Annotated in this window: 17 protein-coding genes; 5 read left to right on the forward strand and 12 right to left on the reverse strand. The window is 74.4% G+C overall.

The annotated features are described in order from the left end of the window. Positions 1-5: 5 nt before the first annotated feature. From recD to AB0F40_RS06120, 10 genes are all read right to left on the reverse strand, one after another. Complete coding sequence (recD, locus tag AB0F40_RS06075; protein WP_357465220.1) at positions 6-1,850, reverse strand: exodeoxyribonuclease V subunit alpha; 1,845 nt, start codon at positions 1,848-1,850, stop codon at positions 6-8. Further along, positions 1,847-5,179, reverse strand: coding sequence for a UvrD-helicase domain-containing protein (locus AB0F40_RS06080; RefSeq protein WP_357465222.1), 3,333 nt, complete (start codon positions 5,177-5,179; stop codon positions 1,847-1,849). Before AB0F40_RS06080 ends, recD begins: the two co-directional genes overlap by 4 nt. Further along, on the reverse strand, positions 5,179-8,556 hold the full coding sequence (gene recC, locus AB0F40_RS06085; RefSeq protein WP_357465224.1) for an exodeoxyribonuclease V subunit gamma: 3,378 nt from the start codon (positions 8,554-8,556) through the stop codon (positions 5,179-5,181). Before recC ends, AB0F40_RS06080 begins: the two co-directional genes overlap by 1 nt. A gap of 82 nt (positions 8,557-8,638) precedes the next feature. Beyond that, complete coding sequence (locus AB0F40_RS06090) at positions 8,639-9,322, reverse strand: hypothetical protein (RefSeq protein WP_357465226.1); 684 nt, start codon at positions 9,320-9,322, stop codon at positions 8,639-8,641. Between the two features lie 136 nt (positions 9,323-9,458). Beyond that, positions 9,459-11,225, reverse strand: coding sequence for a thiamine pyrophosphate-requiring protein (locus AB0F40_RS06095; protein ID WP_357465228.1), 1,767 nt, complete (start codon positions 11,223-11,225; stop codon positions 9,459-9,461). 42 nt (positions 11,226-11,267) lie between these two features. Then, a complete protein-coding gene (locus AB0F40_RS06100; protein WP_357465230.1) occupies positions 11,268-12,989 on the reverse strand; it encodes an ABC transporter ATP-binding protein in 1,722 nt (573 codons plus the stop codon). Then, positions 12,986-14,668, reverse strand: a complete 1,683-nt coding sequence (locus tag AB0F40_RS06105) for an ATP-binding cassette domain-containing protein (RefSeq protein ID WP_357465232.1) — start codon at positions 14,666-14,668, stop codon at positions 12,986-12,988. Before AB0F40_RS06105 ends, AB0F40_RS06100 begins: the two co-directional genes overlap by 4 nt. Before the next feature lie 3 nt (positions 14,669-14,671). Then, complete coding sequence (locus AB0F40_RS06110; RefSeq protein WP_357465234.1) at positions 14,672-15,685, reverse strand: ABC transporter substrate-binding protein; 1,014 nt, start codon at positions 15,683-15,685, stop codon at positions 14,672-14,674. After that, positions 15,682-16,512, reverse strand: a complete 831-nt coding sequence (locus AB0F40_RS06115; RefSeq protein ID WP_357465236.1) for an ABC transporter ATP-binding protein — start codon at positions 16,510-16,512, stop codon at positions 15,682-15,684. The genes AB0F40_RS06110 and AB0F40_RS06115 overlap by 4 nt, the downstream gene beginning before the upstream one ends. After that, the gene (locus AB0F40_RS06120) at positions 16,509-17,633 is read right to left on the reverse strand and encodes an iron ABC transporter permease (RefSeq protein ID WP_357465238.1); all 1,125 of its coding nucleotides are present in this window, start codon (positions 17,631-17,633) and stop codon (positions 16,509-16,511) included. The genes AB0F40_RS06115 and AB0F40_RS06120 overlap by 4 nt, the downstream gene beginning before the upstream one ends. Positions 17,634-17,785: 152 nt before the next feature. Between AB0F40_RS06120 and AB0F40_RS06125 the strand changes: the two genes are divergently transcribed. The 3 genes from AB0F40_RS06125 to AB0F40_RS06135 all read left to right on the forward strand — a co-directional run bounded on the left by AB0F40_RS06125 (position 17,786) and on the right by AB0F40_RS06135 (position 19,897). Continuing rightward, positions 17,786-18,211, forward strand: a complete 426-nt coding sequence (locus AB0F40_RS06125) for a transcriptional repressor (RefSeq protein WP_357465239.1) — start codon at positions 17,786-17,788, stop codon at positions 18,209-18,211. Positions 18,212-18,302: 91 nt separating this feature from the next. After that, a complete protein-coding gene (locus AB0F40_RS06130) occupies positions 18,303-19,259 on the forward strand; it encodes a metal ABC transporter substrate-binding protein (RefSeq protein WP_357465240.1) in 957 nt (318 codons plus the stop codon). A 143-nt stretch (positions 19,260-19,402) separates the two neighbouring features. Beyond that, positions 19,403-19,897: a hypothetical protein gene (locus AB0F40_RS06135; protein WP_357465241.1), complete on the forward strand. Its 495-nt coding sequence runs from the start codon at positions 19,403-19,405 to the stop codon at positions 19,895-19,897. On the opposite strand, the gene AB0F40_RS06140 is transcribed toward AB0F40_RS06135, so the two are convergent. Next, on the reverse strand, positions 19,806-20,834 hold the full coding sequence (locus AB0F40_RS06140) for a WYL domain-containing protein (protein WP_357465242.1): 1,029 nt from the start codon (positions 20,832-20,834) through the stop codon (positions 19,806-19,808). The two genes, AB0F40_RS06135 and AB0F40_RS06140, sit on opposite strands and share 92 nt — an antisense overlap. Positions 20,835-20,946: 112 nt before the next feature. On the opposite strand from AB0F40_RS06140, the gene AB0F40_RS06145 reads away from it, so the two are divergent. Beyond that, positions 20,947-21,414, forward strand: coding sequence for a VOC family protein (locus tag AB0F40_RS06145; RefSeq protein WP_357465291.1), 468 nt, complete (start codon positions 20,947-20,949; stop codon positions 21,412-21,414). 106 nt (positions 21,415-21,520) lie between these two features. Here the strand turns inward: AB0F40_RS06145 and AB0F40_RS06150 are convergent, their stop codons facing one another. Beyond that, positions 21,521-22,222, reverse strand: a complete 702-nt coding sequence (locus tag AB0F40_RS06150; RefSeq protein ID WP_357465243.1) for a helix-turn-helix domain-containing protein — start codon at positions 22,220-22,222, stop codon at positions 21,521-21,523. Positions 22,223-22,330: 108 nt separating this feature from the next. Between AB0F40_RS06150 and AB0F40_RS06155 the strand changes: the two genes are divergently transcribed. Next, positions 22,331-23,554, forward strand: coding sequence for an FAD-dependent monooxygenase (locus AB0F40_RS06155; protein ID WP_357465244.1), 1,224 nt, complete (start codon positions 22,331-22,333; stop codon positions 23,552-23,554). Position 23,555 lies beyond the last annotated feature (1 nt).

A 23,555-nucleotide genomic window follows, 5' to 3' on the forward strand; every position in this document is an offset into this window, starting at 1 on the left:
CCCGCTCACCCCCGCAACCGCTCCGCCAGCCCCGTCGCCCGCCGCGCCCGCCGCTCGACCGCCGCACGCACCGCCTCCGGTGTGCCGACGACCCGCACGCGCCGCCGCGCACGCGTGACCGCCGTGTAGAACAGCTCGCGCGTCAGCAGCGGTGAGGTCTCGTCCGGCAGCAGGACCGTCACCGTCTCGGCCTGGCTCCCCTGGCTCTTGTGCACCGTCATGGCGTGCAGCGTCTCGACGTCGCCGAGCCGGGAGACGGCGAACGACGCACCATCGCCCAGGTGGGCCCGCAGCCTCTCGCCCTCGGCGACCACGACGCCGGTGTCACCGTTGAACAGTCCCAGACCGCAGTCGTTGGCCGTGATCAGCACGGGCCGTCCCGGGTACCACTCCGTACCGGCCGCAGCGCCGAGGTAGGCCCCGGAGGCCTCGCCGAGCCAGCGCTCGACCTGCCGGTTCCAGTGCGCCACACCCCACGGACCCGCGCGGTGGGCACACAGCAGCCGGTGCCGCTCGGCCGCGGCGAGCGCCCCCGCCGCGTCGCCCGCCAGCGCCAGGGCGCGCACGTCGAGGGCGTGCCGCGTCAACTCGTCCTGGAGGTCGGCGAGCCCGGCTTCGTCGTCGGGGTGCACGAGCTCCACGACGCCGTCGCCCGCCGTCAGGACCGCGAGCGCCGCTTCGGGGTCGCCGCCCTGGATAGCCGCGGCGAGCCGCGTGATCGCGGCGCTCTCGGACCGGTGGTCGGTGACGAGGGCCGCGACGACGTCGCCGTCGCGCTCGCCGAGCCCGGTGACGAGGTCGGCGAGAACGGCGCCGGCCTCGACGGAGGCGAGCTGGTCGGGGTCGCCAACGAGCACGAGCCGAGCGTCGGGGCGTACGGCCTCCAGCAGCCGGGCCATGAGGGTGAGCGAGACCATGGACGTCTCGTCGACGACGACGACGTCGTGCGGCAGGCGGTTGGCCCGGTCGTGCCGGAACCGGGTGCTCGACCCGGGCCGCCACCCCAGCAGCCGGTGCAGCGTGCCTGCCTGGAGCCCGGCGAGCCGGCGCCTGTCGTCGGCGGTGAACTCCGGCCGCCCGGCCCCCGGGCGAGCCGCGAGCGCATCGGCCACCGCCTCCTGCAGGCGTGCGGCCGCCTTGCCGGTGGGTGCCGCGAGCGCGATGTGCAGTCGCCGGCCGCCGGTGTGCTCGGACTGTTCGGCCAGGAGTGCGAGCAGGCCGGCCACCGTGGTCGTCTTGCCGCGTCCGGGGCCGCCGGTGAGCACCGTGGTCGGGCGGCGTGCGGTGGACAGCGCCGCTGCGCGCTGCTCGGCGTAGGCGTCGCCGGGGAACAGCCGGGCGGCGCTGTCCTCGAGCAGGGCGTCGGAGACAGGCGGAGCCGGCGCTGCCAGCCGCGCGACGAGGTCGTCGCGCACCTGCTGCTCCTCGCGCCAGTACCGGTCGAGGTAGAGCAGGCCGAGGTCGACCCGCACGACCGACCGCTCGGCGAGCGGGCTGGCCGCGACGCGGGCGAGCCAGCCCTCGGCCGCGGGCCAGGGCAGCGGGACGTCGACGTTCCCGGCCCCGCCTTCAGCGCCGTCACCGCCGGGCCCCACAGCCCCGCCGCCGCCGAACGAGCCCAGGTCCACGCAGACCGACCCCTGCCGCACGGCGCGCACCGCGAGCGCCAGGGCGAGCCGCACGGCGTCGTCGTCCTCGCCGACGACGTCGGCCGTGCGGCGCGCGACGTGGACGTCGGCGGCCGTGAGGACCCCGGCCTGGTTGAAGGTGCGGAGCAGCCCGGACGCACCCAGCGCGAGGCGGGCGTCGTGCGGGTCGTCGCTGGTCCAGCGCTCGATCGGCGGGGTCATGCGGCGTCCTCGCCCGCGGCGCCGTCGAGCAGGTCGGACAGCGCGACGAGGAGCGGCGCCGGCGTCCGCCACGAGAACACGCCGGCGGGGCTGCCGTCGGCGTCGGGGGTGTCCGGCCCTGCCATGCCGCGCACGAACAGGTAGAGCGCCCCGCCGAGGTGGGTCTCGGGGTCGTAGCCCCGAAGCCGCCAGCGCAGGTAGCGGTGCAGCACCGCGCCGTACAGGAGGGCCTGCAGCGGGTAGTGCGAGTGCAGCATGGCCTCGGCCATCCGGGGCAGGGAGTAGTCGGCCACGGCGGGGCCGAGGAAGTTCGTCTTGTAGTCGACGACGAGGAACCGGCCGGTCGGCAGCCGCAGGACGGCGTCGATCGAGCCGGTGAGGTAGCCCCGCAGCGGCTGGTCGCCCAGGGCGGGCTGCCCGAGGCTGTCGGCGTAGGCGGCGAGCGGGTCGTCGGCGGGCAGGTGGGCGCGTAGCAGCGGGGCCAGGTCCCCCAGCCTCGCCTGGGCCCGGCCGAGGCGGCCGGGCCGGGCGGCTCGGCCGAGGTCCCCGCCGCTCAGCGGCAGCTCGAAGGTCAGCTCGCGCAGCCGGTCCGGCAGGCCGATCTCGCCGAGCGTGAGGCCGCCGGCCAGCGGTCCGAGCGGCGTGCGGTGCAGCGGCACGAGCCCGTCGGCGAGCGCCGCGGGGTCCGCCGGCACGGGCCACCAGCGCAGCTGTTCGGTGACGTGCTCCAGCAGCTCGGCGCGGAGGTCGGGGGCGTGCGGGTCGGCGTCCTCCAGCACGGCGTGCACCAGCGACCCGAAGGCGGCGCCTCTGGGCAGGTCGGCCATCGGCGACGTCGCGGCGTCGGGCGCGACGGGCTCGTCGACCTCGTCGACCGCCTCGGCCGGCTCGTCGTCCTTCCCAGCGGCCTCGGGCTCGCTGCCCACGGACGGCGCGTCGGCGGCGGGCTGGATGAGCGCGCTGTAGGACGTCCGCCGCCATGCGGTGTCGACGGCGCGATCGAACGTGCGGGCCTCGAACGGCACGTGGCGGCCCGCCGGTACGGGGGCGGACGCCGTCGCCGGCACCGCGAGCTCGGCCGCGGGGCCGCCCAGCTCCTCGAGCAGCCCCAGCACCCGCGTGACGTAGGCGTCGTCCTTGACCGGCTGCGTCCCCGGCACCTCCCGCGTGCCGGGAACGCGGCCGAGCACGAGGCGGTGCAGGCCGCTGGTCGGGGTGCTCGACGTCGGCGCCCACCACGCCACGACCTGCGACTGCGCGCGGGTCAGGGCCACGTAGAGCTTGCGCAGCTCCTCGCCGTCCTCCTCGGCGCGGTGCCTGGCGCCGTGGGCTGCCCAGTGCGCGCCGGAGCCGGCGACGTCGATCGTCCGCGCGCCGCGTTCGTCGTGGTACAGCGCGATCTCGACCGGGCGCGCGTAGTTGTCGTAGCCGAACGGCAGGTACACCACGGGGTACTGCAGCCCCTTGCTGCCGTGCACCGTGACGATCTGCACGGCCGCAGCGTCGGAGTCCAGGCGGCGGGGCCGCTCGGCGGTGCCGGTGCGCCGCCGCTCGTCCCGGAACCAGGCCACCAGGGCGGTCAGCCCGAGCGACTCGGTGACGCTCAGCTCGTGCAGCAGCTGCCCCAGGTGGCGGACGTCGGTCAGCAGGCGCTCCCCCTCTGCCTGGGCGAGCAGCCGGCCGCTCAGGCCGCGCTCCTCCGCGGCCTCCAGGAGCGCGGCGACGCCCCGATGGCGCGCAAGGAGCGCCCAGCCGTGCAGGGTGTCGGCGTCGCGAGCCGTCAGGTCCTCACCGCCGGCGTCGAGCTCGACGGCGGTGCGGCCGAGGAAGCACGTCAGGGCCGCGGCGCGCACCAGGCCGGAGCGGTGGGGTGACTCAAGCGCCTCCAGGAGGGTCAGCCACTCGTCGGCCGCGGGCGTCTCGAACACGTCGCCGCCGGACATCACGGCCGCGACGCCGCGCTCGGCGAGCGTGTCCTGCACGAGCCGGCCGTGCGCCCGCGCCGAGACGAGGACGGCGACGTCGCCGGCCACCAGGGGGCGCCCGTCCCACGTAGCACCCGAGGCGAGGAGCTCCGCGACGTCGGCCGCGAGGTCCGCCGCGACGTGCTGCCGCGCCGCGCCGACCTGGATCATGCCGCCCTTGACCTTGGGCAGCCCGTCGCGCCGCACCTGCCGCAGCCGGAACGGCGCGGGGTGCGGCGCGCCGGCCAGCCTGCTGCCCGCGCGCTCGGCCGTCACCGGGTGCACCACGATCTCGTCGTGGCCGAGCGCCGCGTCGCCCAGCAGCACGCCGAGCGTGTCGACCAGCGGGGCGTCCGAGCGCCAGTTGGTGCCGAGCGTCGCGCGCGTGGTGGCGCCCCGGGCGGCGTCGAGGTACGCGACGACGTCTCCGCCGCGGAACGCGTAGATCGCCTGCTTGGGGTCGCCGACCAGCACCATGGCCTGGGCCCGCCCCGCGCCGAAGGCCCGCTCCAGCACCTGCCACTGCACGGGGTCCGTGTCCTGGAACTCGTCGACCAGCACGACCTTCCAGCGTTCCCGCATGCGCGCGCCGACGGCGGCGCCACTGTCGGCGGACGCCGGGTCGAGAGCGTCGGCGAGCCGCCCGAGCAGGTCGTCGTAGGACAGGATGCCGAGACGTCGCTTGCGTCGCTCCAGCTCCGTGCGCACCTCGTGCGCGAAGGAGACACGGGCCGAGCCGACGACGTCGGCCGGGTCGGCGTCGGCGAGCGCGGCGCGCGGGTCCTCGACGGCGGCGACCGCGACCCTGAGCGCGCAGGCCCGGTCGAACGGCGGCGGTTCGGTGGCGTTGCCGTACCGGCGCAGGTACAGGTCGTCGACCACCTCGACAGTGAGATCGGCCAGGGACTCGACCAGCTCGGCGCCCGGCTCGGTGTCCCCCGCGACGCCCAGCGAGCGCAGCACGAGCTGACAGAACTGGTGGATCGTCGCGATGGTGGCGTGGTCGAACGCGGCCAGCGCGTCGGCCAGCCGCCGGTGCCGGGCGACCCGCTCGGCGTCGTCGACGTCGAGCAGCGCCGCGACGACGGCGTCCACCGGGCCGGTGTCACGGCCCGCCAGGGCGGCGGCGAACGTGCGCTCGGCCCCGAGCAGGGCGCCGCGGACGCGGTCGCGCAGCTCCTGGGTCGCGGCGCGGCCGAAGGTCACCACGAGCATCTGGTCGAGCGGTACCACGCCCTCCGCGACGTACCGGGTCACGAGCGCGCCGATCGCGAACGTCTTCCCGGTGCCCGCGCTCGCCTCCAGGAGCGCCGTGCCCCGCGGAAGCGGCCCGGCAGGATCGAAGACACCGTCGAAGACGTCCATCAGTCGTTGAACCTCTCGTTCTCCAGGAGCGGGCTCCACACGCGCATCGCGAGCGCGCCGAAGCGGGTCGTCTCGCCCGCCTGCTCCTCGCCCGGCCGCGGCTCCTCGCCGGTCGCGGGCAGTGGGGCGCCCGGCCCGTGGACGCGCGCGTGCTCGGGTTCGGTTCCCTCGCCGTCGAACCGCCCGTCGGACCACTTCTGCCCGGCCCGGAACCGCGCGTCGGCGGGGTCGGAGCCGGTCCTGCGCGCGTCGGCGTAGGCCAGCGACGCCTTGACCGGCAGCGGCAAGGGCTCGGTCAGCCCGCGGTCGCGCAGCGCGACCAGGTCGCGCAGCAGGTCGACCGCCGTATGGTCGAGCGGCCCCAGCCGCGAGCCCTGCCAGGTCTTCGGCGACCGCGGGTTCGCGGGCCTGCCGAGCGCGTAGGCTACCCAGGGGCGGTCGTCGTCCGACGCCGCGAGCGCCAGCAGCCGGACCCAGGACTGCAGGCGGTGCTTGCCGCCGAGCCGGCTGAACTGCACGGCGACCGCGCGGTCGCCGTGCACCCCTGGCACCGTGCCGCGCAGGCTGCGGCCGTCGCCCAGGTCGACGTCGACGTCCACGCCGCGTGCGGGGCTGGCGCGCAGTCCCGTGGCGGCCTCGGCGAGCGGGCCCACGGAGTCCGCGATCCCGCGCAGGAGGCGCCAGCCCAGGCGTCCGGGCGGCAGCTGCCCGCGGCGCCACTCCTTCTGGACTGCGTCGGCGGGCGAGGTGCCGTCCAGCACGTCCCGCAGCACCCGTTCCCCCACGGCCCAGCGGCCCAGCCCGTCGAGCTCGACGGGCAGCCCGTCGTCGAGCGGCTCCTCCTCCCAGGGCCGGCCGACGTCGAGGCGCTGGGTGAGGAAGCCGCGCGCCGGTGAACGGTAGAACGCGAGCAGGTCCTCGAGGGCGACGACACCGTCCCCCGGGGTCACGGGCTCCGGGAGCGGCGCGGTCAGGAACGGGCCCACCGGCGTCCGGCTGCCGGCCGCTGCGCGGGCTCCGGCCAGGGCGGCGTGGTCGAACGTGAAGGCCGAGCCGGGCACGAGGGCGCCGGGCTCGACGGTGCGCCGGTCGAAGGGCTGGAGCGGGTGCCGGACCGTCACGGCCCGGGACACCGGGCGCTCGTCGGGCGTGCGCGCCGTCTCGTCGAGCGCGTCGAGCAGCTCGCCGAGCGGTACGGCGGGGGGCCGTTCCTGGCCCGAGTACTCGTCGGCGCCGCTGTAGGTCACCACGAGGGTCTCGGTGGCGGCGAGGATCGCGTCGAGGAACAGCTGCCGGTCCTCGCTGCGCGGGTCGCGCTCGCCGGTCCTCGGCTCGCGCGCCAGCACGTCGTCGCCGTCGGTGCTGCCGACGCGCGGGAACACGCCGTCGTCGAGCCCGAGCAGGGCGACGACGCGGTGCGGCACCGACCGCATGGGCACGAGCGTCGCGACCGTCAGGGTGCCGGTGCGGAAGTTCGCGCGGGTCGGGCGGCCCGCCACGCGGTCGGCGAGCAGCGCCCGCACGTCCGACAGCCGCAGGGTCACGGCCGCGTCGAGCGCGTCGCCACGCACCCTGGCGAGCTCACGCCGCACCTGCGCGAGCTGCCACGCGTCGGTCGCCGACACGGCGGTGAGCGCCGCGACGCCGTCCTCGAGCACGGTCAGCCAGTGCTCGAGCGGATGCCCGCCGACGAGCGCGTCGGTGACGTCACGCAGCCGCTCCACGAGCTCGGTCAGGCGGCCGACCAGCTCGACCTGCCCGCTGCCGACGTCGTCGAGCGGCAGCGTGCGTTCGAGCCAGGCACCCGTGTCGTCCGACATCGCGACGCCCGCCAGGAGGCGGTCGACGCCCGCCTGCCAGGTGCCGGCGCCGTAGTCGGCGAGGCCGAAGTCGGCGCGGTGCTCGGCGTCGAACCCCCACCGCACGCCGGTCTCGCGGCCCCAGTGCGCGAGCTGTTCGAGGTCGTCGTCGCGGAACCCGAAGCGGCGGCGCACGGGCTCGGCGTGGGCGAGGTCCACGACGTCGGCGACCCCCGCCCGTCCGCCCGCGAGGTCCAGGAGGCGCGCCACGACGGCGAGCAGCGGGTTGGTCCGGTCCAGCGCCCGGTCGGCGAGACGCACGCGCAGGCGGTGCGCGGGGTGGCCGTGCGGCCCGACGACGTCGGCCAGCCCGAACGCCGCGGTGACCAGGGGCGCGTACGTCTCGATGTCCGGGCACATGACGAGCACGTCGCGCGGTTCGAGCGTCGGGTCGTCGGCGAGCAGGCCGACGAGCACGTCGCGCAGCACCTCGACCTGCCGGACCGGGCCGTGGCAGGCGTGCACCTGGACCGAGCGGTCGGCGGGACCCAGGACGCGGGCGCTTGCCTCCCCGACGGCGTCGGCCCGCAGGTCGTGCTGCAGCATCCCGAGGAGGGTGGACGGCGGTTCGTGGGCGTCGCCGGCGCCCTCGCCGCGGGTGACCGGCTCGTCCCGGAGGTCGATCGCGGACAGCGTGCGCTGGAGCTCGCGCGTGTCGCGGCCGAGCGTGGCCAGGAGCCGGTGCCCGACGCGTTCGTGGGACCGGTCGGCGGCGCGGTCGACGGGCCCGCCCAGATCCGTGAGCGCCGACCAGAGCGCTGCCGAGGGGTGGGGCAGCCACAGGTGCACGTCGCGGTGCGCGCCGAGCGCGCCGACCAGCTCGACCTCGCTCGCGGCCAGGCGCGTGTGGCCGAACAACGACAGGCGCCCCGGCAGGTCGAAGGCACCCGGCTCGGCGCGCAGCCGCTCGACGACGGCGGCCTGGCGGACGTGGGGCGGTGCGGCGTCGACCCGCTCGGCCAGGGCGCGCCACAGCGGCGGCTGCCACGCGAGATCGGCAGGTACCGGGCGCCCGCACCCGTCGGTGTCGCGGCCCGCGGCCCAGTCGGCGACCAGCGACGGGCGCTGGGTCGCATACCCGGAGAACAGACGCGCCAGCCGTCGGGCGACGGCCAGCCGTCTGCCCCGGCGCAGGTCACCCTCCTCCCCGGGCAGGCCGTGGCCGAGGTGCTGGGCGAGCAGCGCGGCCCACGGCTCGTCGAGGCACGCGTCGATCGACGTCAGCAGCGGCCAGGTCAGCGCCTGGGGTGCCCACGGGTCGTCGTCACGGGTGCCCGTCACCTCGGCGAACAGGGACCCGGGCGAGCGCAGGTCCACGCCGGCGCACACTCCGTCGTCGCGCCCGGGGGCCGCGCCGAGCCGGTGGCTGAGCCGCTGCGCGAGCCAGCGCTCGACGCCGCGCGCCGGGACGACGACGACCTCGGTCGCGAACGGGTCCTCCGGGGGCGTGGCCAGCAGGTCCCCCAGCCCCTGTACGAGCAGGTCCGTGCGCGACGCACGGTGGAGGACGACTGGCATGGCGCCAACGTATCGCGCACGGTTGCCGACCACGCGGTGATCGCGCGCGCTCCTCGCCAGCTCGTCGCTCCCGCCGCCCCGATCACCCCGCGACGTCGTCGGGCAGCACGCCGGTCTCGCGCAGCGCGCGCCGCAGGTCCAGCGCCGGGTAGTCCCGCAGGATCAGCAGCCGCACCGTGTACTGGGGGAAGACGCCGGCGGCCGCCGCGCCGTCGCGGAACCACAGCACGTCCCGGTCGTCGTCGCGGCCGTAGTCCGACTGGACCGTCCCGCGCTCGATCGCGGCGCCGTGCTCGACGCGGCGGACCGACCAGAGCGGCTCCTGCGCGCCGTGCACCCAGACCTCGACCCGGTCGGGCAGCACGGCGAGGACCACCTGCAGCTCGCTCGCCCACGCTCGCCGCCAGCTTCGCGGCAGCACTCCGCGTTCGTCGGCCAGCGCGGACATGCCGTGGCCGGCGTAGCCGGGTACGAACACCGCCCCGGGACTGCGCCGGGCGGCCGCACGGATCGTCCGCAGGCGGCGCCACCGGGTGCGGCTCGCCGGACCGAGCATGTAGACCAGCCCCACGCCTGCCCACCAGAGCACGAGGACGCCGACGACCCCGGCGAGGGCGACGAGGAAGTTCAGCGGTGTGCGCTCGACACCCGAACCCAGCAGGACGATCACCGCGAGCGCCCCGAAGAGGAGAGTCCCTCCGATCAGTCCTTCGTACTCGTGCCACAGCTCCCTCAGCCGCCTGCGGCCGTGCCGGTCCGCCGCCATGGTCAGGTCCTCCCGGGCCCCGTGCGTTCGCGTCCAGCCGCGAGCGTGCCACGAGCCCTCCGGGTGGGGTCCCGCTGCGTACGGTCCCGGCTGTCGAGTGCGGTCCCGCCGGCTGCCTCCGGTACGTCACCGGCAGCTACTGCTCACCTTCCCGCTGTTCGCGCAGCAGGTCACGTGCCTGGTCGCCGCCCCGTTCCTGCTCGAGCCCGTGCAGGGTCCGCCGCAGCTTCTCCTCCGGTTGGCGCGGTGGCAGGAGCGGGACGTCGGGATCCACGACGGCCTCCACGACGACGGGCCGGTCCGCGGACAGCGCCTCGGTCCACGCCTGACGAACCTGTCCCGGCTCCTCGACGCGCAGACCCTTCAGCCCGAGCAGCTCCGCGTACGCGGCGTACGGGAACGGTGGCACGGTCTGCGACGTCGGGAACCGCGGGTCGCCCTCCATCTCGCGCTGCTCCCAGCTGACCTCGGCCAGGTCACCGTTGTTCAGGACCAGGACGACGAACCGGGGGTCCGGCCAGCGCCTCCAGCGGTCGGCGACCGTGATGAGCTCGGACAGACCGTTCATCTGCATCGCGCCGTCTCCCGCCAGCACCACGACCGGGCGGTCGGGGTGGAGCAGCTTCGCGGCGATCCCGTAGGGCATCGCGGAGCCCATCGAGGCGAGGGTGCTCGACAGGTGCGCCGGCGCACCGGACGGCAGCCGGAGGAAGCGCGCGTACCAGTACGTCACCGACCCGACGTCCACGGCTACCTGCACGTCGGGCGGGAGGTGCGCGGACAGCTCGCTGACCACGAGCTGCGGGTTGAGCCGGGCCGGCCGCTGCGCGACCCGCTGCCCCGCCAGCTCGCGCCAGGCGGTGACGGAGCTCTCGACCTCGGGTCGCCAGCCGGGCTGTGCGGGCAGCAGCGGCACGAGGGCGTTGAGCGTGCTCGCCGCGTCACCCACGAGGGCCACCTCGACGGGGAACTTCGTGCCGATGTTGCGCGCCGCCACGTCGACCTGCACGGCTCTGGCCTGCCCGGGCGCGGGGTAGAACTCGGTCCATGGATCGTTGCTGCCGACGATGAGCAGGGTGTCGCACCCCGCCATGAGGTCCGCCGACGCCGTCGTGCCGAGATGCCCCATGACGCCGCAGTGGTAAGGGAGCGACTCGTCGAGCAGGGGCTTGCCCAGCAGCGACGTCGTGATGCCCGCGCCGAGGCGCTCGGCGATCTCGCGGAGCGGCCCCTCGGCACCCGCGGCCCCCTGACCGGCCAGGATCGCGACCCGCCGGCCGGCCCCGAGGAGATCCGCCGCCGACTCGAGCCGGGCCACGTCGGGAATCGTCCGGGGCTGCGCGTAGGCCGTCGAGGACACCACGAACCCGTGCTCCTGTCCTGGCTCGGGGGCCTCGGCCTGCTGGACGTCGTGCGGGACGATCACGCAGACCGGGCTCGACGTGGCCAGAGCGGTGCGGAACGCGTTGTCCAGGACGTGCGGCAGCTGTTGGGGCGACGACGCCACCTGCACGTACTGCGCACAGACGTCCTTGAAGAGCGTGTGCAGGTCGACCTCCTGCTGGTAGCCGGACCCGAGTGCGCTGCTCACCACCTGCCCGACGATCGCCACCACGGGCCGCCGGTCCAGCTTCGCGTCGTAGAGCCCGTTGAGCAGGTGGACGGCGCCGGGGCCTTGCGTCGCCAGACATACTCCCACCCCTCCCCCGTACTTGGCGTGGCCGGTCGCCATGAACGCCGCCATCTCCTCGTGGCGAGCGGTGACCAGCTCGATGCGGTCCTGCTGCCGGCGCAAGGCCGCCAGGATCGGGTCGACGCCGTCGCCCGCGTAGCCGAAGATCCGCCTGACGTCCCAATCGACCAGCCGGCTGACGATGCCGTCGGCCACCAGAGTGGAGCTCATCTGACTCTCCTGAACGCTCATCCGCCCTCGGACGGCCGGCACCTACCCCGGCGTTGGCTCCACCGGACGCGCCGTCCTCCTCATGGTGGCCGCGACGTGCGAAGGTCGCCACGCGGTGGAGCCGGCCGGCACCAGCACGACCTGGCGATCGGCTCGGGCGACCGTGGCCGGCCGGTGCGCGATGAGCAGGACGGCGCGGTCGCGGGAGCGGTTCAGCAGGTCCAGGACCGCGGTGTCGGCCTCGTGGTCCAGGGAGGCGGTCGCCTCGTCGAGGACGAGGACCCGGGGCTCGCGCAGGAGTGCCCGCGCGATCGCGACGCGGGCCCGCTGCCCGCCGGACAAGCCGGTGCCGTGCTCTCCGACGGGCGTGTCCAGCCCGAGCGGCAGGCCGACGTCCGGGGCATCGAGTCCCCCCGCGCGGGCGGCGCGCAGCACGGCTTCCGCCGGGGCGTCCGGCCAGCCGAGGACGATGTTGGTCCGGATCGTCCCGTGCAGGAGCGGGGACGACTGCGGGACGACGGCGATGAGCTCGCGCAGCCGGTCCTCCGGCAGCGCACGGAGGTCGACGCCGTCGAGGCGGATGCTGCCGCCGTCCGGGTCCCAGAGCCGCAGCACGAGCCCCGCGGCCGTCGTCTTGCCGGCGCCCGACGGGCCGGTGAGGGCGACGATCTCGCCAGGGCGCACGTGCAGGTCGAACCGGTCGAGCACCGGCCGGGAGCGTGCATAGGCGAAGTCCACGCGGTCGAAGACGAGACCTGCCTCGCCGTGGCGCGCGGCGGCCGAGCGCGTGGCAGCCGAGCGCGTGGCAGCCGGCCCGACGGCGGGCGGCTGGTCCAGCGCGCGGAGGATCCGGGCGGCGGACTCGCGCAGGGTTCCGGCACTGCGCAGCAGCTCGGCGATCTGGGCAGCCGGGCCGAGGCCGGCTACCGCGACGGTGACCGCGAGCGGGACGGCCGCGGCCTCGATCGCGGCGGCATCCTGGAGGGCCACTGCCATCGCCCCGACCGCGGCGAGGGCGAACATGGCGTCGGCGATACCCCGCTCCGCACCCAGCCGGGCCGCCTCACGCTGCTCGATCCGGGCGTGGGCGCGAGTACCGTCGGTGATGCGCCCGAGCTGGGCGTCCAGCGCGTCGGCACCTGTCAGCTCACGTATGCCCCGGATGGTGTCGAGCAGCTCCGCTTGGACCTGCGCCGCCCCGTCCGCGAGCGCTTCGGCATTGCGGCGGGCGGCCCGGGCGGTCACGAGGGGCACGACCACGCCGACGACGAGCAACGGCACCCAGACGAGCAGGAGCAACGGGCTGATCATCATCGAGACGACCGTGCTGACCGACAGGATCAGTGCCGCGCTGAGCGTCTGCGCCACGGTGTGGGCGTAGAGCCATTCGAGCGTCTCGATGTCGCCCATGACGGTGTTCACCAGCTCGCCGGTGCGGTGGTGCTGCCGCCGGGACGGCAGGGCCCGCCGCAGCGCCGCGAACACCCGGCCGCGCAGGATGCCGATGAGCCCGTACGCGAGGCCGTGCGAGACCCACGACTCGCGCCAGGCCGCCACGGCCGCCAGGACCGAGACAGCGGCGAGCGCGGCCGTGACCGCGCCACGGGAGACCGGGATGCCCGCCGCCACCTGCCCGACCGCCAGGGCCAGCCCGAGGGCGATGGTCAGCACGGCCGCCTGGGTGACGACGCTCCACAGCACGGTCTCGGCGAAGAGGCGCCGGCGGGCGGCGATGATCGGCAGGAGCCGCAGGACTGGCGTCATCGTGGGGCTCCTGCGGGTTGGGCGGGGACGACCGGGGGTCCCTCCCCGGTCGACGCGACACGTCCGTTCTCGAAGCGGATCCATCGGGTGCATCGTTCCGCCGCGCTGAGGCGGTGCGCGATGACGATGGTCGTGCGCTCGGGTGCGTCGGCGAAGACGCCCTCGACGACGCGGCGCTCGGTGTCCGCGTCCAGCGCCGACGTGACCTCGTCCAGCACGAGCACCGGGGCCCGGGCGAGCAGCGCGCGGGCGATCGCGATCCGCTGCCGCTGCCCGCCCGAGAGCTGCTGACCGTTCTCGGCGAGCACGGTGTCGTAGCCGTCGGGCAGCGCGCTGATCATCTCGTGGGCGTCGGCGGCGTGCGCCGCTGCCTCGATCTCCGCGTCCCCGGCGTCGGGACGGTAGAGCCGGAGGTTCTCGCGGACGCTCCACGCGAACAGCACCGGGTCCTGTGGCACCACGACGACGCTCTGCCGGAGCGCGCGGTGCGTATAGCCGCGCAGGTCGGTCCCGTCGATGCTGACCGTGCCCCGGTCCGGGTCGGCGCCGCGCTCGAGCAGCCGGGCGACCGTGCTCTTGCCCGCGCCGGACGGCCCGAGGATCGCTACCGTGTCCCCCGGCTCGATCCGCAGGTCGATGCCGCTCACGCCGGTCTCCGCGCCGGGGTACCGGTAGGCGACCTGAGAGAGCTCGACCGACGCCCCGCGGGGTGCGGGAGCGGTGCGCGAGCCCTCTCCGCTCACCGCGGGCTCGGCGGACAGGAGCCGGTCGAGCCCGTCCACGGCGGTCAGCCCGAGATAGCCGGCGTGCCAGTGCTGGCCGAGCTCCGCGACGGGCCGGAAGCACTCCCGGGCGAGCATCAGCACGAGCACCGCCGTCGTCGCCGTCGCGCTGCCGGTGACGACCGCGGCGAGGGCGGCGAGCACCGCGGCGACCACGCCGAGGTGTATCGCGAGTGAGCTCAGCGCGCTCTCGACGAGCGACACCCGGAGCTGGGACATGGTTCGTGCGCGCAGGTCCTCCGCACGGACGTCGAGGTCGGCACCGATCCGGCCCGCGGCACCGAAGCTGCGCAGCAGCGGTATCGACTGCAGCGCCTCGACGTAGTCACCGGACAGCCGGGTGAAGGCCTCCCAGCGGCCCCGCCCGTTGCGCAGCAGCCGCGCGTCCCACAGCCGGGGCGCGAGCACGGCGACGACGGCGGCGACGGCCAGCGCGGCGCCCGCCGGGGGCGCGAGCGCCGCCACGAGCACGACGATCGTGGCCGGGACCAGGAGCACGACGACGAGCTGCGGCAGGTAACGCGTGTAGTACGGGTCCAGCCCGTCGACCCCGCCGATGACGGTCGCCGCGGTCCGTCCGGCGCGGCGCTCGGACTCGGGAGCCGCGGCGATCTTGTCCAGCAGACGGCTCCGAAGGCGGATCCGCACCGCCACCCCGATCCGGGTGGTCAGCGGCTCGCGCGCCCAGATCACCGCCGCGCGGACCAGCGCGACGACGGCGAGCGCGGTCAGCGGCGCACCCACCTCCCCGTCGCCCCGGACCAGCGACGCGACGACCAGGCCGGCGAGGACGGCGAACGCCACGTGCAAGGCGGACAGGACCAGGCCGACGGCGGCGAGCGCGAGGATCGGCCCCGGCACGGTACCGGCGAGCTGCAGGAGCCGGCGATGGATCACCGCTCAGAGCTCCTCGGGGTAGAGCGCCTCCGCGATCTGGCGGACCGCCGCGACGTTGCCAAGCGTGCCGGGGAACACGTCGGCGGCGGAGACGGCGATCAGCCGGTCCTCCCGTACGGCGGGCATGTCGGGGAACGTGCTGGTGAGGTACTCGCGGGCCGCCGCCTCGTGCTCGGCGTCGGACACGGAGAAGACGAGCGCGTCGGGCGCCTCGGCGGCCAGGGACTCCGGGGTGATCTCGGCGGCGAAGAAGTCGGCGAAGGCGGGCTGCTCGGGCGTGTAGACGTTGTCCGAACCGGCCAGCCGCAGGATGTCGTACTCGACGCCCGCGCCGATCGCGGAGAGGGACGTCCCGTCGACATACACCTGGGCGACGCGCAGCCCGTCCACGTCGGCGACGGCGGCGGAGACCTCGTCGAGCTCGGCCTGGCTCTCGGCGATCAGGTCGGCGGCGGTGTCCTCGACGCCGAAGATCGCGCCCAGGTCCTCCAGGTCGGTGAAGAGGTCGGTGACCTCGCCCGTCATCCGGCGGTCCGCGCATCCCCCGGTGGCGACGTAGACGGCGGCGCCCGCGTCCTGGAGCTGCTCGATGCTCGCGAAGCCCTGCTCGGCGGTGAACTCGTAGGTGGTCGGCGAGTAGACGAAGTCGGGCTGCACCGCGAGGAGGTCCTCCCGGCTGGGCGGTGCTTCGCCGCCGATCACCGGGACGTCCGCCGCGAGCGAGGCGACGTCGTCGGGCAGCGCCTGCGTGGTCGCCTGGGCCTGGCCCGCCAGGCCGTCGGCCAGGCCGAGGCGCAGCAGCAGCTCCGTCTGGGACGGGTGCATGCCGACCACCGCTCCCGGAACGCCGTCGACCACGACGTCCCGGCCGCAGTTGTCCACGCTGACCGGATCCCCGCCGGCCGCCTGTCCCGATGCCGGGGCGACACCGGACCCGCAGGCGGACAGGAGCAGGGTGGCCGCGGCAAGCGTGGCGACGGAGCCGGTGGCGGGCGTACGACGGTGGCGTCGGGTCATGACGAGATCTCGCTTTCGGTGTGCACGGGTGCGGGAACCGGAGCGGCCCCCGGCGGGTGGGAGCCGGACTGCGGCTGCCGGAAGGCCAGGACGCGGCCGTGAGCGTCCTCGAGGACGCGCGCCTCCACGCCGAAGACGGCGTGGACCAGCTCAGGGGTGAAGGTCACGGACGGTGGTCCGTCGGCGGCGACGGCTCCGGCGTCGAGCACCACGACGCGGTCGCAGTACTGCGCCGCGAGGTTGAGGTCGTGCAGCGCGGCGATCACCGTGCGGCCGAGGCTGCGGACCGTGCTCATCAGCTCGAGCTGGTGGTTGATGTCGAGGTGGTTGCTCGGTTCGTCGAGCACGAGGACCGGGCTCTGCTGCGTCAGTGCCCGCGCGAGCATGACGCGCTGGCGCTGGCCGCCGGAGAGAGTGCCCACCATGCGTCCCGCCAGGTCGTCGATCCCGGCACGCCGCATGGCGTCGTCCGCGACGCGCAGGTCCTCGGCCGTGTCCCGCCCGAAGGAGGCGTGATGGGGTGCCCGGCCCAGGAGCACCACCTCGTGCACGCTGAGGTCGAAGTCGGTGTTGGGGTCCTGCAGCATGACCGCGACCTGCCGGGCGTGCTGTCGCCCGGAGAGCGTGCGCACGTCGGTGCCGTCGACCCGCACCGCGCCGCGGCTCGGCCGGACGGTGCGGTAGAGGGTACGCAGCAGCGAGGACTTGCCGCTGCCGTTGGGGCCGACCAAGCCCACCACGGTGCCCGGCTCGACGGTCAGCGAGGCGCCGTGCACCACCTCGGTCCCGCCGAGGACCACGGAGACGTCGTCGAACTCGACCCTCATCGTCCGAACCCCGCCCGGTCGGCGCCGCCCCGGCGCATCAGCCAGAGGAAGAACGGCGCCCCGACGAACGCCGTCAGGATGCCGAGCGGGATCTCGGTCGGCATCGCCACGGTGCGCGCCAGCAGGTCCGCGGTCATCAGGAACACCGCGCCCGCCAGCACGGTGACCGGCAGCATCCGCCGGTGGTCGGCGCCCACGACGATGCGGGCGACGTGCGGGATCACGAGCCCGACGAAGCCGATGCCGCCGGCGACCGAGACGACGGTGCCGGTCAGCAGCGAGGCCACGACGAGGAGCAGCCCGCGCAGCCGGGTGGCGTCCACGCCCAGCGCGGTCGCGGACTCGTCGCCCGTCATCAGTGCGTTGAGCGAGCGCGACGTGCCGGCGGCGACGAGGCACGCGACCACGAGGGCGATCGCCGGGCCGATCAGGCTCGGCATGGTCGCCGCCGACACGCTGCCCAGCAGGAAGAACATGATGCTGACGACGTTCTGGGCGTCCGTCGAGATCGTCAGGTAGCTCGTCACCGCGCTGAACAGCGTGCCGAGGGCCACGCCGGCGAGGATCATCCGGGTCGGCGACAGCTCGCCGCCCTTCCGCGCAAGGGCCGCCACGCACGCGCACGCCGCCAGCGCCCCGACGAACGCGGCCACGTTCAGCGAGAGTCCGCCGAGCACGCCCGTGCCGAACACGATCACCAGCACGGCGCCCACGCTCGCGCCCGAGGACACCCCGAGGATGTAGGGCTCGGCCAGCGGGTTGCGCACCGTCACCTGGATCAGCGCGCCCGCGAGCGCCAGACCCGCTCCGGCCAGCCCCGCGAGCAGCGTCCGCGGCAGCCGGAACTGCCACACGGCCTGGTCCTGCAACGGCGTAAGGGTCCCGTCCGACATCCACGGCATGCCCGGCACCAGGTGCCCCGCCGTGATCTGCGCCGCCTCGGCGAGGGTCACCTCGACCGAGCCCACCGCACCGGAGACGACCACGAGGACGGCGATCCCGAGGGCCAGGATCGCGCAGGACAAGGCGGTCCGTCGCACGAGGTGGCGTCGGATCGAGAACGAGGAACCAGGAGGGCTGCTCGAGGTCGGCGCCACAGAGGCGTGCACGCGTGCGGTCACGCCGTGACAGTAGTGATAACCATTATCAATTTCAACTCGCCGACCGGTCCGGCATTGAGAACAGCTATCAGTGGTGGTTGACTGCGTCAGATGAGAACCGTTATCAGCAGTGGGTGGCGCGTGCCCCTGCGCGCGCCGAGCACCAAGGTGCGATGAACGAGCGGGCACCCCTCCGCGGACTCTCGCCCCGTTCGCTCGTCCACCGCGAGCTGGCGACGAGCGACCGGTTCCGCACCGTGAGCGAGATCCACCGCTCACTGGCGGGCCAGCGGCGTCGCCCCAGCCTCTCGACCGTGTACCGGACCCTGACCGCACTCGCGGGCTCAGGGCTCGCCGAGACGGTCCATCTCCCCGCGTCCGGCATCGCCTATCGCTTGCGACCCGGGCAGGGGCGCGGACCGTATCTCGTCTGCATGCGGTGCGGTGCGGCGACAGCTGTCCCGCTGGCCGACCTCGCACCCTGGTTCCGCACCGTCGCGGAGCAGCAGGGCTTCACCGGCGTCGAGGCGCGGGTCGAGCTCTGGGGCCGGTGCGGGAGCTGCCGCAACACGGTTAACGAGAATGGTTCTCATTCCTGATATCGTCTGCGCCGCGGCCGAGGCCGCTCCATGCACCGTTCCCGAAAGGAGCAAGCTCCGCCCTCGCGACAGCCGGCGGAGCTCAGACACCATGCCACTCAGCGCACGTACCCGCCCCCGATCGAGGAGCCTGGTCGCCCTCGGCCTCGTGCTGCCGCTCATCGCGACCACCGCGTGCTCACCCGGCACGCCGGAGGGCGGCGTCGACGTCCTCACGTCGTTCTATCCGTTGCAGTACGTCGCCGAGCAGGTCGGCGGCGAGCACGTGAACGTCACGAACCTCACGCCCGCCGCCGCCGACCCGCACAGTGTCGAGCTCTCGCCGGCCCGGGTTCGGGAGATGGGTCAGGCCGACCTCGTCGTATACCTCTCCGGTTTGCAGCCGGCGACGGACGACGCGGTGGAGGCGAACCCGCCCGAGCGCCTGCTCGACACCGCCGAGGCGGCGGGACTGGAGGCCGGGCCCAACGGTGCCGGGGCAGAGACGTCGGACTCCGGCGCGCTCGACCCCCATTTCTGGCAGGACCCCTCTCGGCTCTCGGACGTCGCACAGGACGTCGCCGCCGAGCTCTCGGACACCGATCCCGATCACGCGGCCGACTACGCCGCCAACGCCGAAGCCCTGGTCGCCGAGCTGGGTGCCCTGGACGGGGACTATCGCGAGGCTCTCGCGCAGTGCGCGGGGGCAACCCTCGTCGTGTCGCACGAGGCGTTCGGGTACCTGGCCGAGCGGTACGACCTCGTCCAGGTCGGCATCTCGGGTATCGACCCCGAGGCCGAACCGTCGCCCGCCCGGTTGCGGGCCGTGCGCTCCGTGGTCCAGGCCGACGACGTGCAGACCATCTTCTTCGAGGTGATCACGAGCCCTGAGGTCGCCCAGGCCCTCGCGGAGGACATCGGCATCGACTCCGCCAAGCTGGACCCGATCGAGGGTCAAGCCGATCCCGAGGCCGACTACATGGACGTCATGCGCGAGAACCTGGCGGCCCTCGAGGACGGGCTCGTGTGCGCCGGGTCGGGAGCCGGAGGGACAGATGGATCCCGCTGAGTTCTGGGCGACCGGCGACTACGCCGTCGTCGGCGACCTGTGGGCACAGCCCGGCCGCGATCTGGCGACCTCGTTCCCCGTCGAGGGCCGGGACGTGGTCGACCTGGCCACCGGCACCGGCGTCACCGCCATCGCCGCAGCTCTTGGCGGGGCGCGGTCGGACCGAGGCGCGCCGCCTGACCCGGCCCGGCGGCCAGATCGTCTTCACGAGCTGGTCCACCACCGGTCTGTTCGGGCAGATCCGGCAGACGCTGGCGCCCTTCTTCCCCGCGGCCCCCGAGCCGTGGCACGAGACCGCGCACGGCATCCGTGCCGTAGCGGGCCAGTACGCGCGGGTCAGTGAGGAATCGTTCGTCATGACCGTCGGATCGCCCGAGCAGTTCGTCGCCCAGCTCGAACAGCACAGCGCACCCATCGTGCTCGGTGCCGCGAGCCTCGGACCCCGGTGGCCGCAAGCGCGCGAACGGCTCGTGGTGACGGTGCGCGAGGCGGGCGAGCACCGCGACGGCGGCTTCCAGGTCCCCGTGGGCTACCTGCGCACCACGCTCAGCACGACCGCCGGTGCGGGAGCCCTGCCGAGCGCCCAGCGCGCCGGGACAGCTCGGCGAAGGCGTGACGCAGGTCGGGCGGACCGATGACCTCGATCTCCGTGTCGAACCGGGCCAGCGTGGCGGCCATCGCGGCCCAGGACCACGACCCGGTCACCAGCCGGGTCCGAGTGGGACCGAGCTCTTCGACGAGCCCGTCACCGGCGAACGGGGCCACCCGCGCGGCGGGCAGCTCAAGGATCACCTCTCCACGGCACGGCCATTCGTCCGCGCCCTCTGCCCCTTTGACCACTGACCCTTTGAAGCGGGCGGACAGGAACGTGGCGACATCGCCACCCGGCACCTCGCGAGGCGCGAAACGCGGCCCGTTCGGGACGCGGAGCGTCATCCGGTCGGCACGGTAGATCCGCCAGTCCCCACGGTCCGGTGACCACCCGACGACGTACCAGCGCCCTTGGCGGACCACGAGGTGGTGCGGCTGTACCCGCCGAGCCGGCTGCGGGCCGGCATCATCCGACGGCCCCGGCGACCGGTAGTCGAACCGCAACTCCTCGCCCGACCGGACGGCAGTGCTCAGTGCGACCAGGACGTCGGTGTCGACCTGGGGACCGATCCCGCGCCCGGCCGATTCGACCGCGGTGACCGCCAGGGCGTCGACCCGCCGCCGCAGGCGCGAGGGCAGGACCTGCCGGACGGTGGCCAGCGCCCGCGCGGCAGAGTCCTCGATGCCTGCTCCCGTCACGATCGCTATGCGCAACGCCACGGCGAGCGCGATCGCTTGTTCGTCGTCGAACAGCAAGGGCGGCAGCTCGCTGCCCGCCTCGAGCCGGTAACCGCCGTCGGGACCCCTGACCGCCTGGACCGGATAGCCGAGCTCGCGCAGGCGGTCGACGTCGCGGCGCACGGTGCGCTCGCTGACCCCGAGCCGGTGGGCGAGCTGCTCCCCCGGCCAGTCGCGGCGGGCCTGCAGCAACGACAGCAGGGAGAGCAGGCGACCGGAGGTCGCCGTCGAGGACGCGATCGGCATGTCCTCCACCCTGCCACGAGTACCGGACGTTCCCTGACCGGAACTGGTGACAGATTCGTCTCGTCGCCGGGGCTCTCCCGCGATGACTTCCACCTGTGAGGACTGGACCACCATGTCGATCAATGCTGTTGCCCACCTGAACTTCCACGGTCAGGCCCGTGCGGCCCTCGAGTTCTACCACTCCGTGTTCGGCGGACAGATCGCCGTCACCACCTACGGCGACTTCGGGATGCCGGCCGAGCTGCCCGGCGCCACCAAGGTGGTGTTCGGCCAGGTCGTCGCCGACAACGGCTTCCGGCTCATGGCCTACGACGTCCCCGGCCAGGACGTCCCCGTCGCCCAGGGCGCGCCGACCACCCGCCGGGAGAACGGCGTCACCCGCACCGAGGAGCCGTTCTTCCTCTCGGTCCGCGGCGAGAGCGGCGAGGAGGTCGGCGCGCTGTGGGAACGGCTGGCCGAGGGCGCGACCGTCATCGAGGCCTATGCCCCGGCCCAGTGGGCGCCCGCCTTCGGGATGCTGACCGACCGCTTCGGCATCACCTGGATCCTCGACGTCGCGGCGGAGTACACCCAGGCCTGACCCAGGGCCTTGCGAACTCGGGGTGCGGCCCGGCCGGGCCGCACCCCGTCCCTCCGCCCTGGTGGCCTGCTCCAGACCAGCACGGCGACGGCGTGCTGCGAGTCGGTCAGGTCCCGGCGACGGCGGGGCGCTCCCGGGGCCGCAGCACCGCGGTGGTGGGCCGGTCCGGGGCGGCGGCCTCGACCAGCAGGTCGATGGTGTCCTCCAGCGCGTCAAGCACCTCCGGAAGAGCCGCGGCGACGTCGGCCGGGTCGGCGTCGGGACGGTCGTAGGCCGACCGGATCAGGTGCTCGGCGGCGTCCAGGACGATCTCGCGCCGGTCGAGGTCCTTGACCGCGACGATCGCGGAACCGGACATCACGGTCTTGAACGCGGTGACGATCTCGGTCGTTGGCCGGTCTCGGACCAGGCTGTGCGCCTGCATGATCGAGATGATGCGGTGCAGTGCGAGCCCCGGGAAGTTTTCCGCGTCGGCTGCCGCGTCGGGCTCGCCGGGTTTCTGTGGGGCCAGGCCGGGGATCTCCAGGACGGCGGCGATCTCGCGGCGCACGACGTGTCCAACGCTCAGGTACGTGATACCGGTCCGCAGCTCGTCGGAGAGACGGGCCAGGAGTGTGGCGGTCTCGAGCTGCACCACGGCGCCGTACAGCCTGGCCTTGGTCGGCCAGTACAGGAAGACCGTCCCCTTGCCGACGCCGGCGCGGGCGGCCACGGCGTCCACCGTCGCGTGCTCCGCCCCCTCCAGCAGGAACTGCTCCCGGGCGGCGGCCAAGATCGCTTGCGCGCGGTCCTGCACCGGACGTGCCATCGTCACTCCTCCTCTCGGGCGAGCATCATCCTAGTCCGGAGTTCTTGACCTGCGTTGGATTCCCAGTCAATAATGGGCTCCACAACACCCCGGACGAGAGGGATCGACATGAGCAAGCCGCGCGCACTGGTAGTCGGGATGGGTATCGGGGGGCTGGCCACGGCCCTGCGCCTGCACGACATCGGCTGGGAGTCCGTGCTGGTGGAACGAGCGCCCGAGCGCCGCGGCGCCGGCTACTTCGTGGCGATGTTCGGCGCCGGGAAAGGACCTGCCGGCCGGCTCGGCGTGCTGGACACCATCGGCAACCGGACGGACCCGGCGTCGATCACCTACGACGTGGAGCGTGACGGCCGACGCCGGCCGGGCATGGGGTACGGCGACGTGCCCGGCGCGCCGCGGCTCGTCCTGCGCGGCGACATCGAGGGTGCCCTGTTCGACGCCGTCGAGCCGCTGGCAGAGATGCGGTTCGGCACCACTCCCGTGGCCATCGAGGAGAGCGCCGACGGCGTCGACGTCACGCTGCGCACCACCACCGGCGACGCCACGACGGGCGGGCACAGCACCGAGACCACCGAGCGATTCGGCCTCGTGGTGGGTGCCGACGGCCTGCGCTCCACCGTGCGCCGTCTGGCCTTCGGCCCGGACGCCGACTACATGCGGCCGTTCCACCACATCCTCGGCGTCTCGGTCCTCCAGGAACCGGTGCCCGGCTTCAAGCCGACCGACGGCATAGTGCTCGCCGAGCCCGGCCGGTCGGCGTGGGTGTTCCCGTTCACCGACCACAAGCCCACCGTCCTGCTCAGCTACCGCACCGACGACGAGGACGCGCAGTTCCGCCGCTCGCCGGCGGAATCGATGCGCCGAGCCTTCGGACCGGAGCTCACCGGGCCCGTGCTGGGCAACCTCCTGGACCAGTTCGAGGCCGCCGACGACAAGCTGTTCGACTCCGTGCACCAGGTCGTGATGCCCCGTTGGCACACCGACCGCGTCGTGCTGCTCGGCGACTCCGCCTGGTGCGTGACGCTGTACTCCGGCATGGGCGCCTCCAGCGCGATGGCCGGCGCCGACCTGCTCGGCACGGTGCTGCAGCGCAACCCGGGCAACCCCGCCCGCGCCCTGCGCGAGTGGGAGATGCGGCTGCGCCCGTTCATCGCGACCCACCAGGCGAGCGGCCGCCGCGACCTCGTGATGTTCATCCCGCAGACCCGCCGCGACAAGCAGACCCGGACCTTCACCCAGACGCTCCTGGGCAACCCCACCGGCAAGCGCCTCATGCAGCGGATCCTGGCCCCCCAGTTCCACGAGAAGTCGATCGACTTCGCCGCGGCCTGAC

Origin of the sequence: Promicromonospora sp. NPDC023987, assembly GCF_040639055.1 — a bacterium.
In the GTDB taxonomy this organism is placed as follows: domain Bacteria; phylum Actinomycetota; class Actinomycetes; order Actinomycetales; family Cellulomonadaceae; genus Promicromonospora.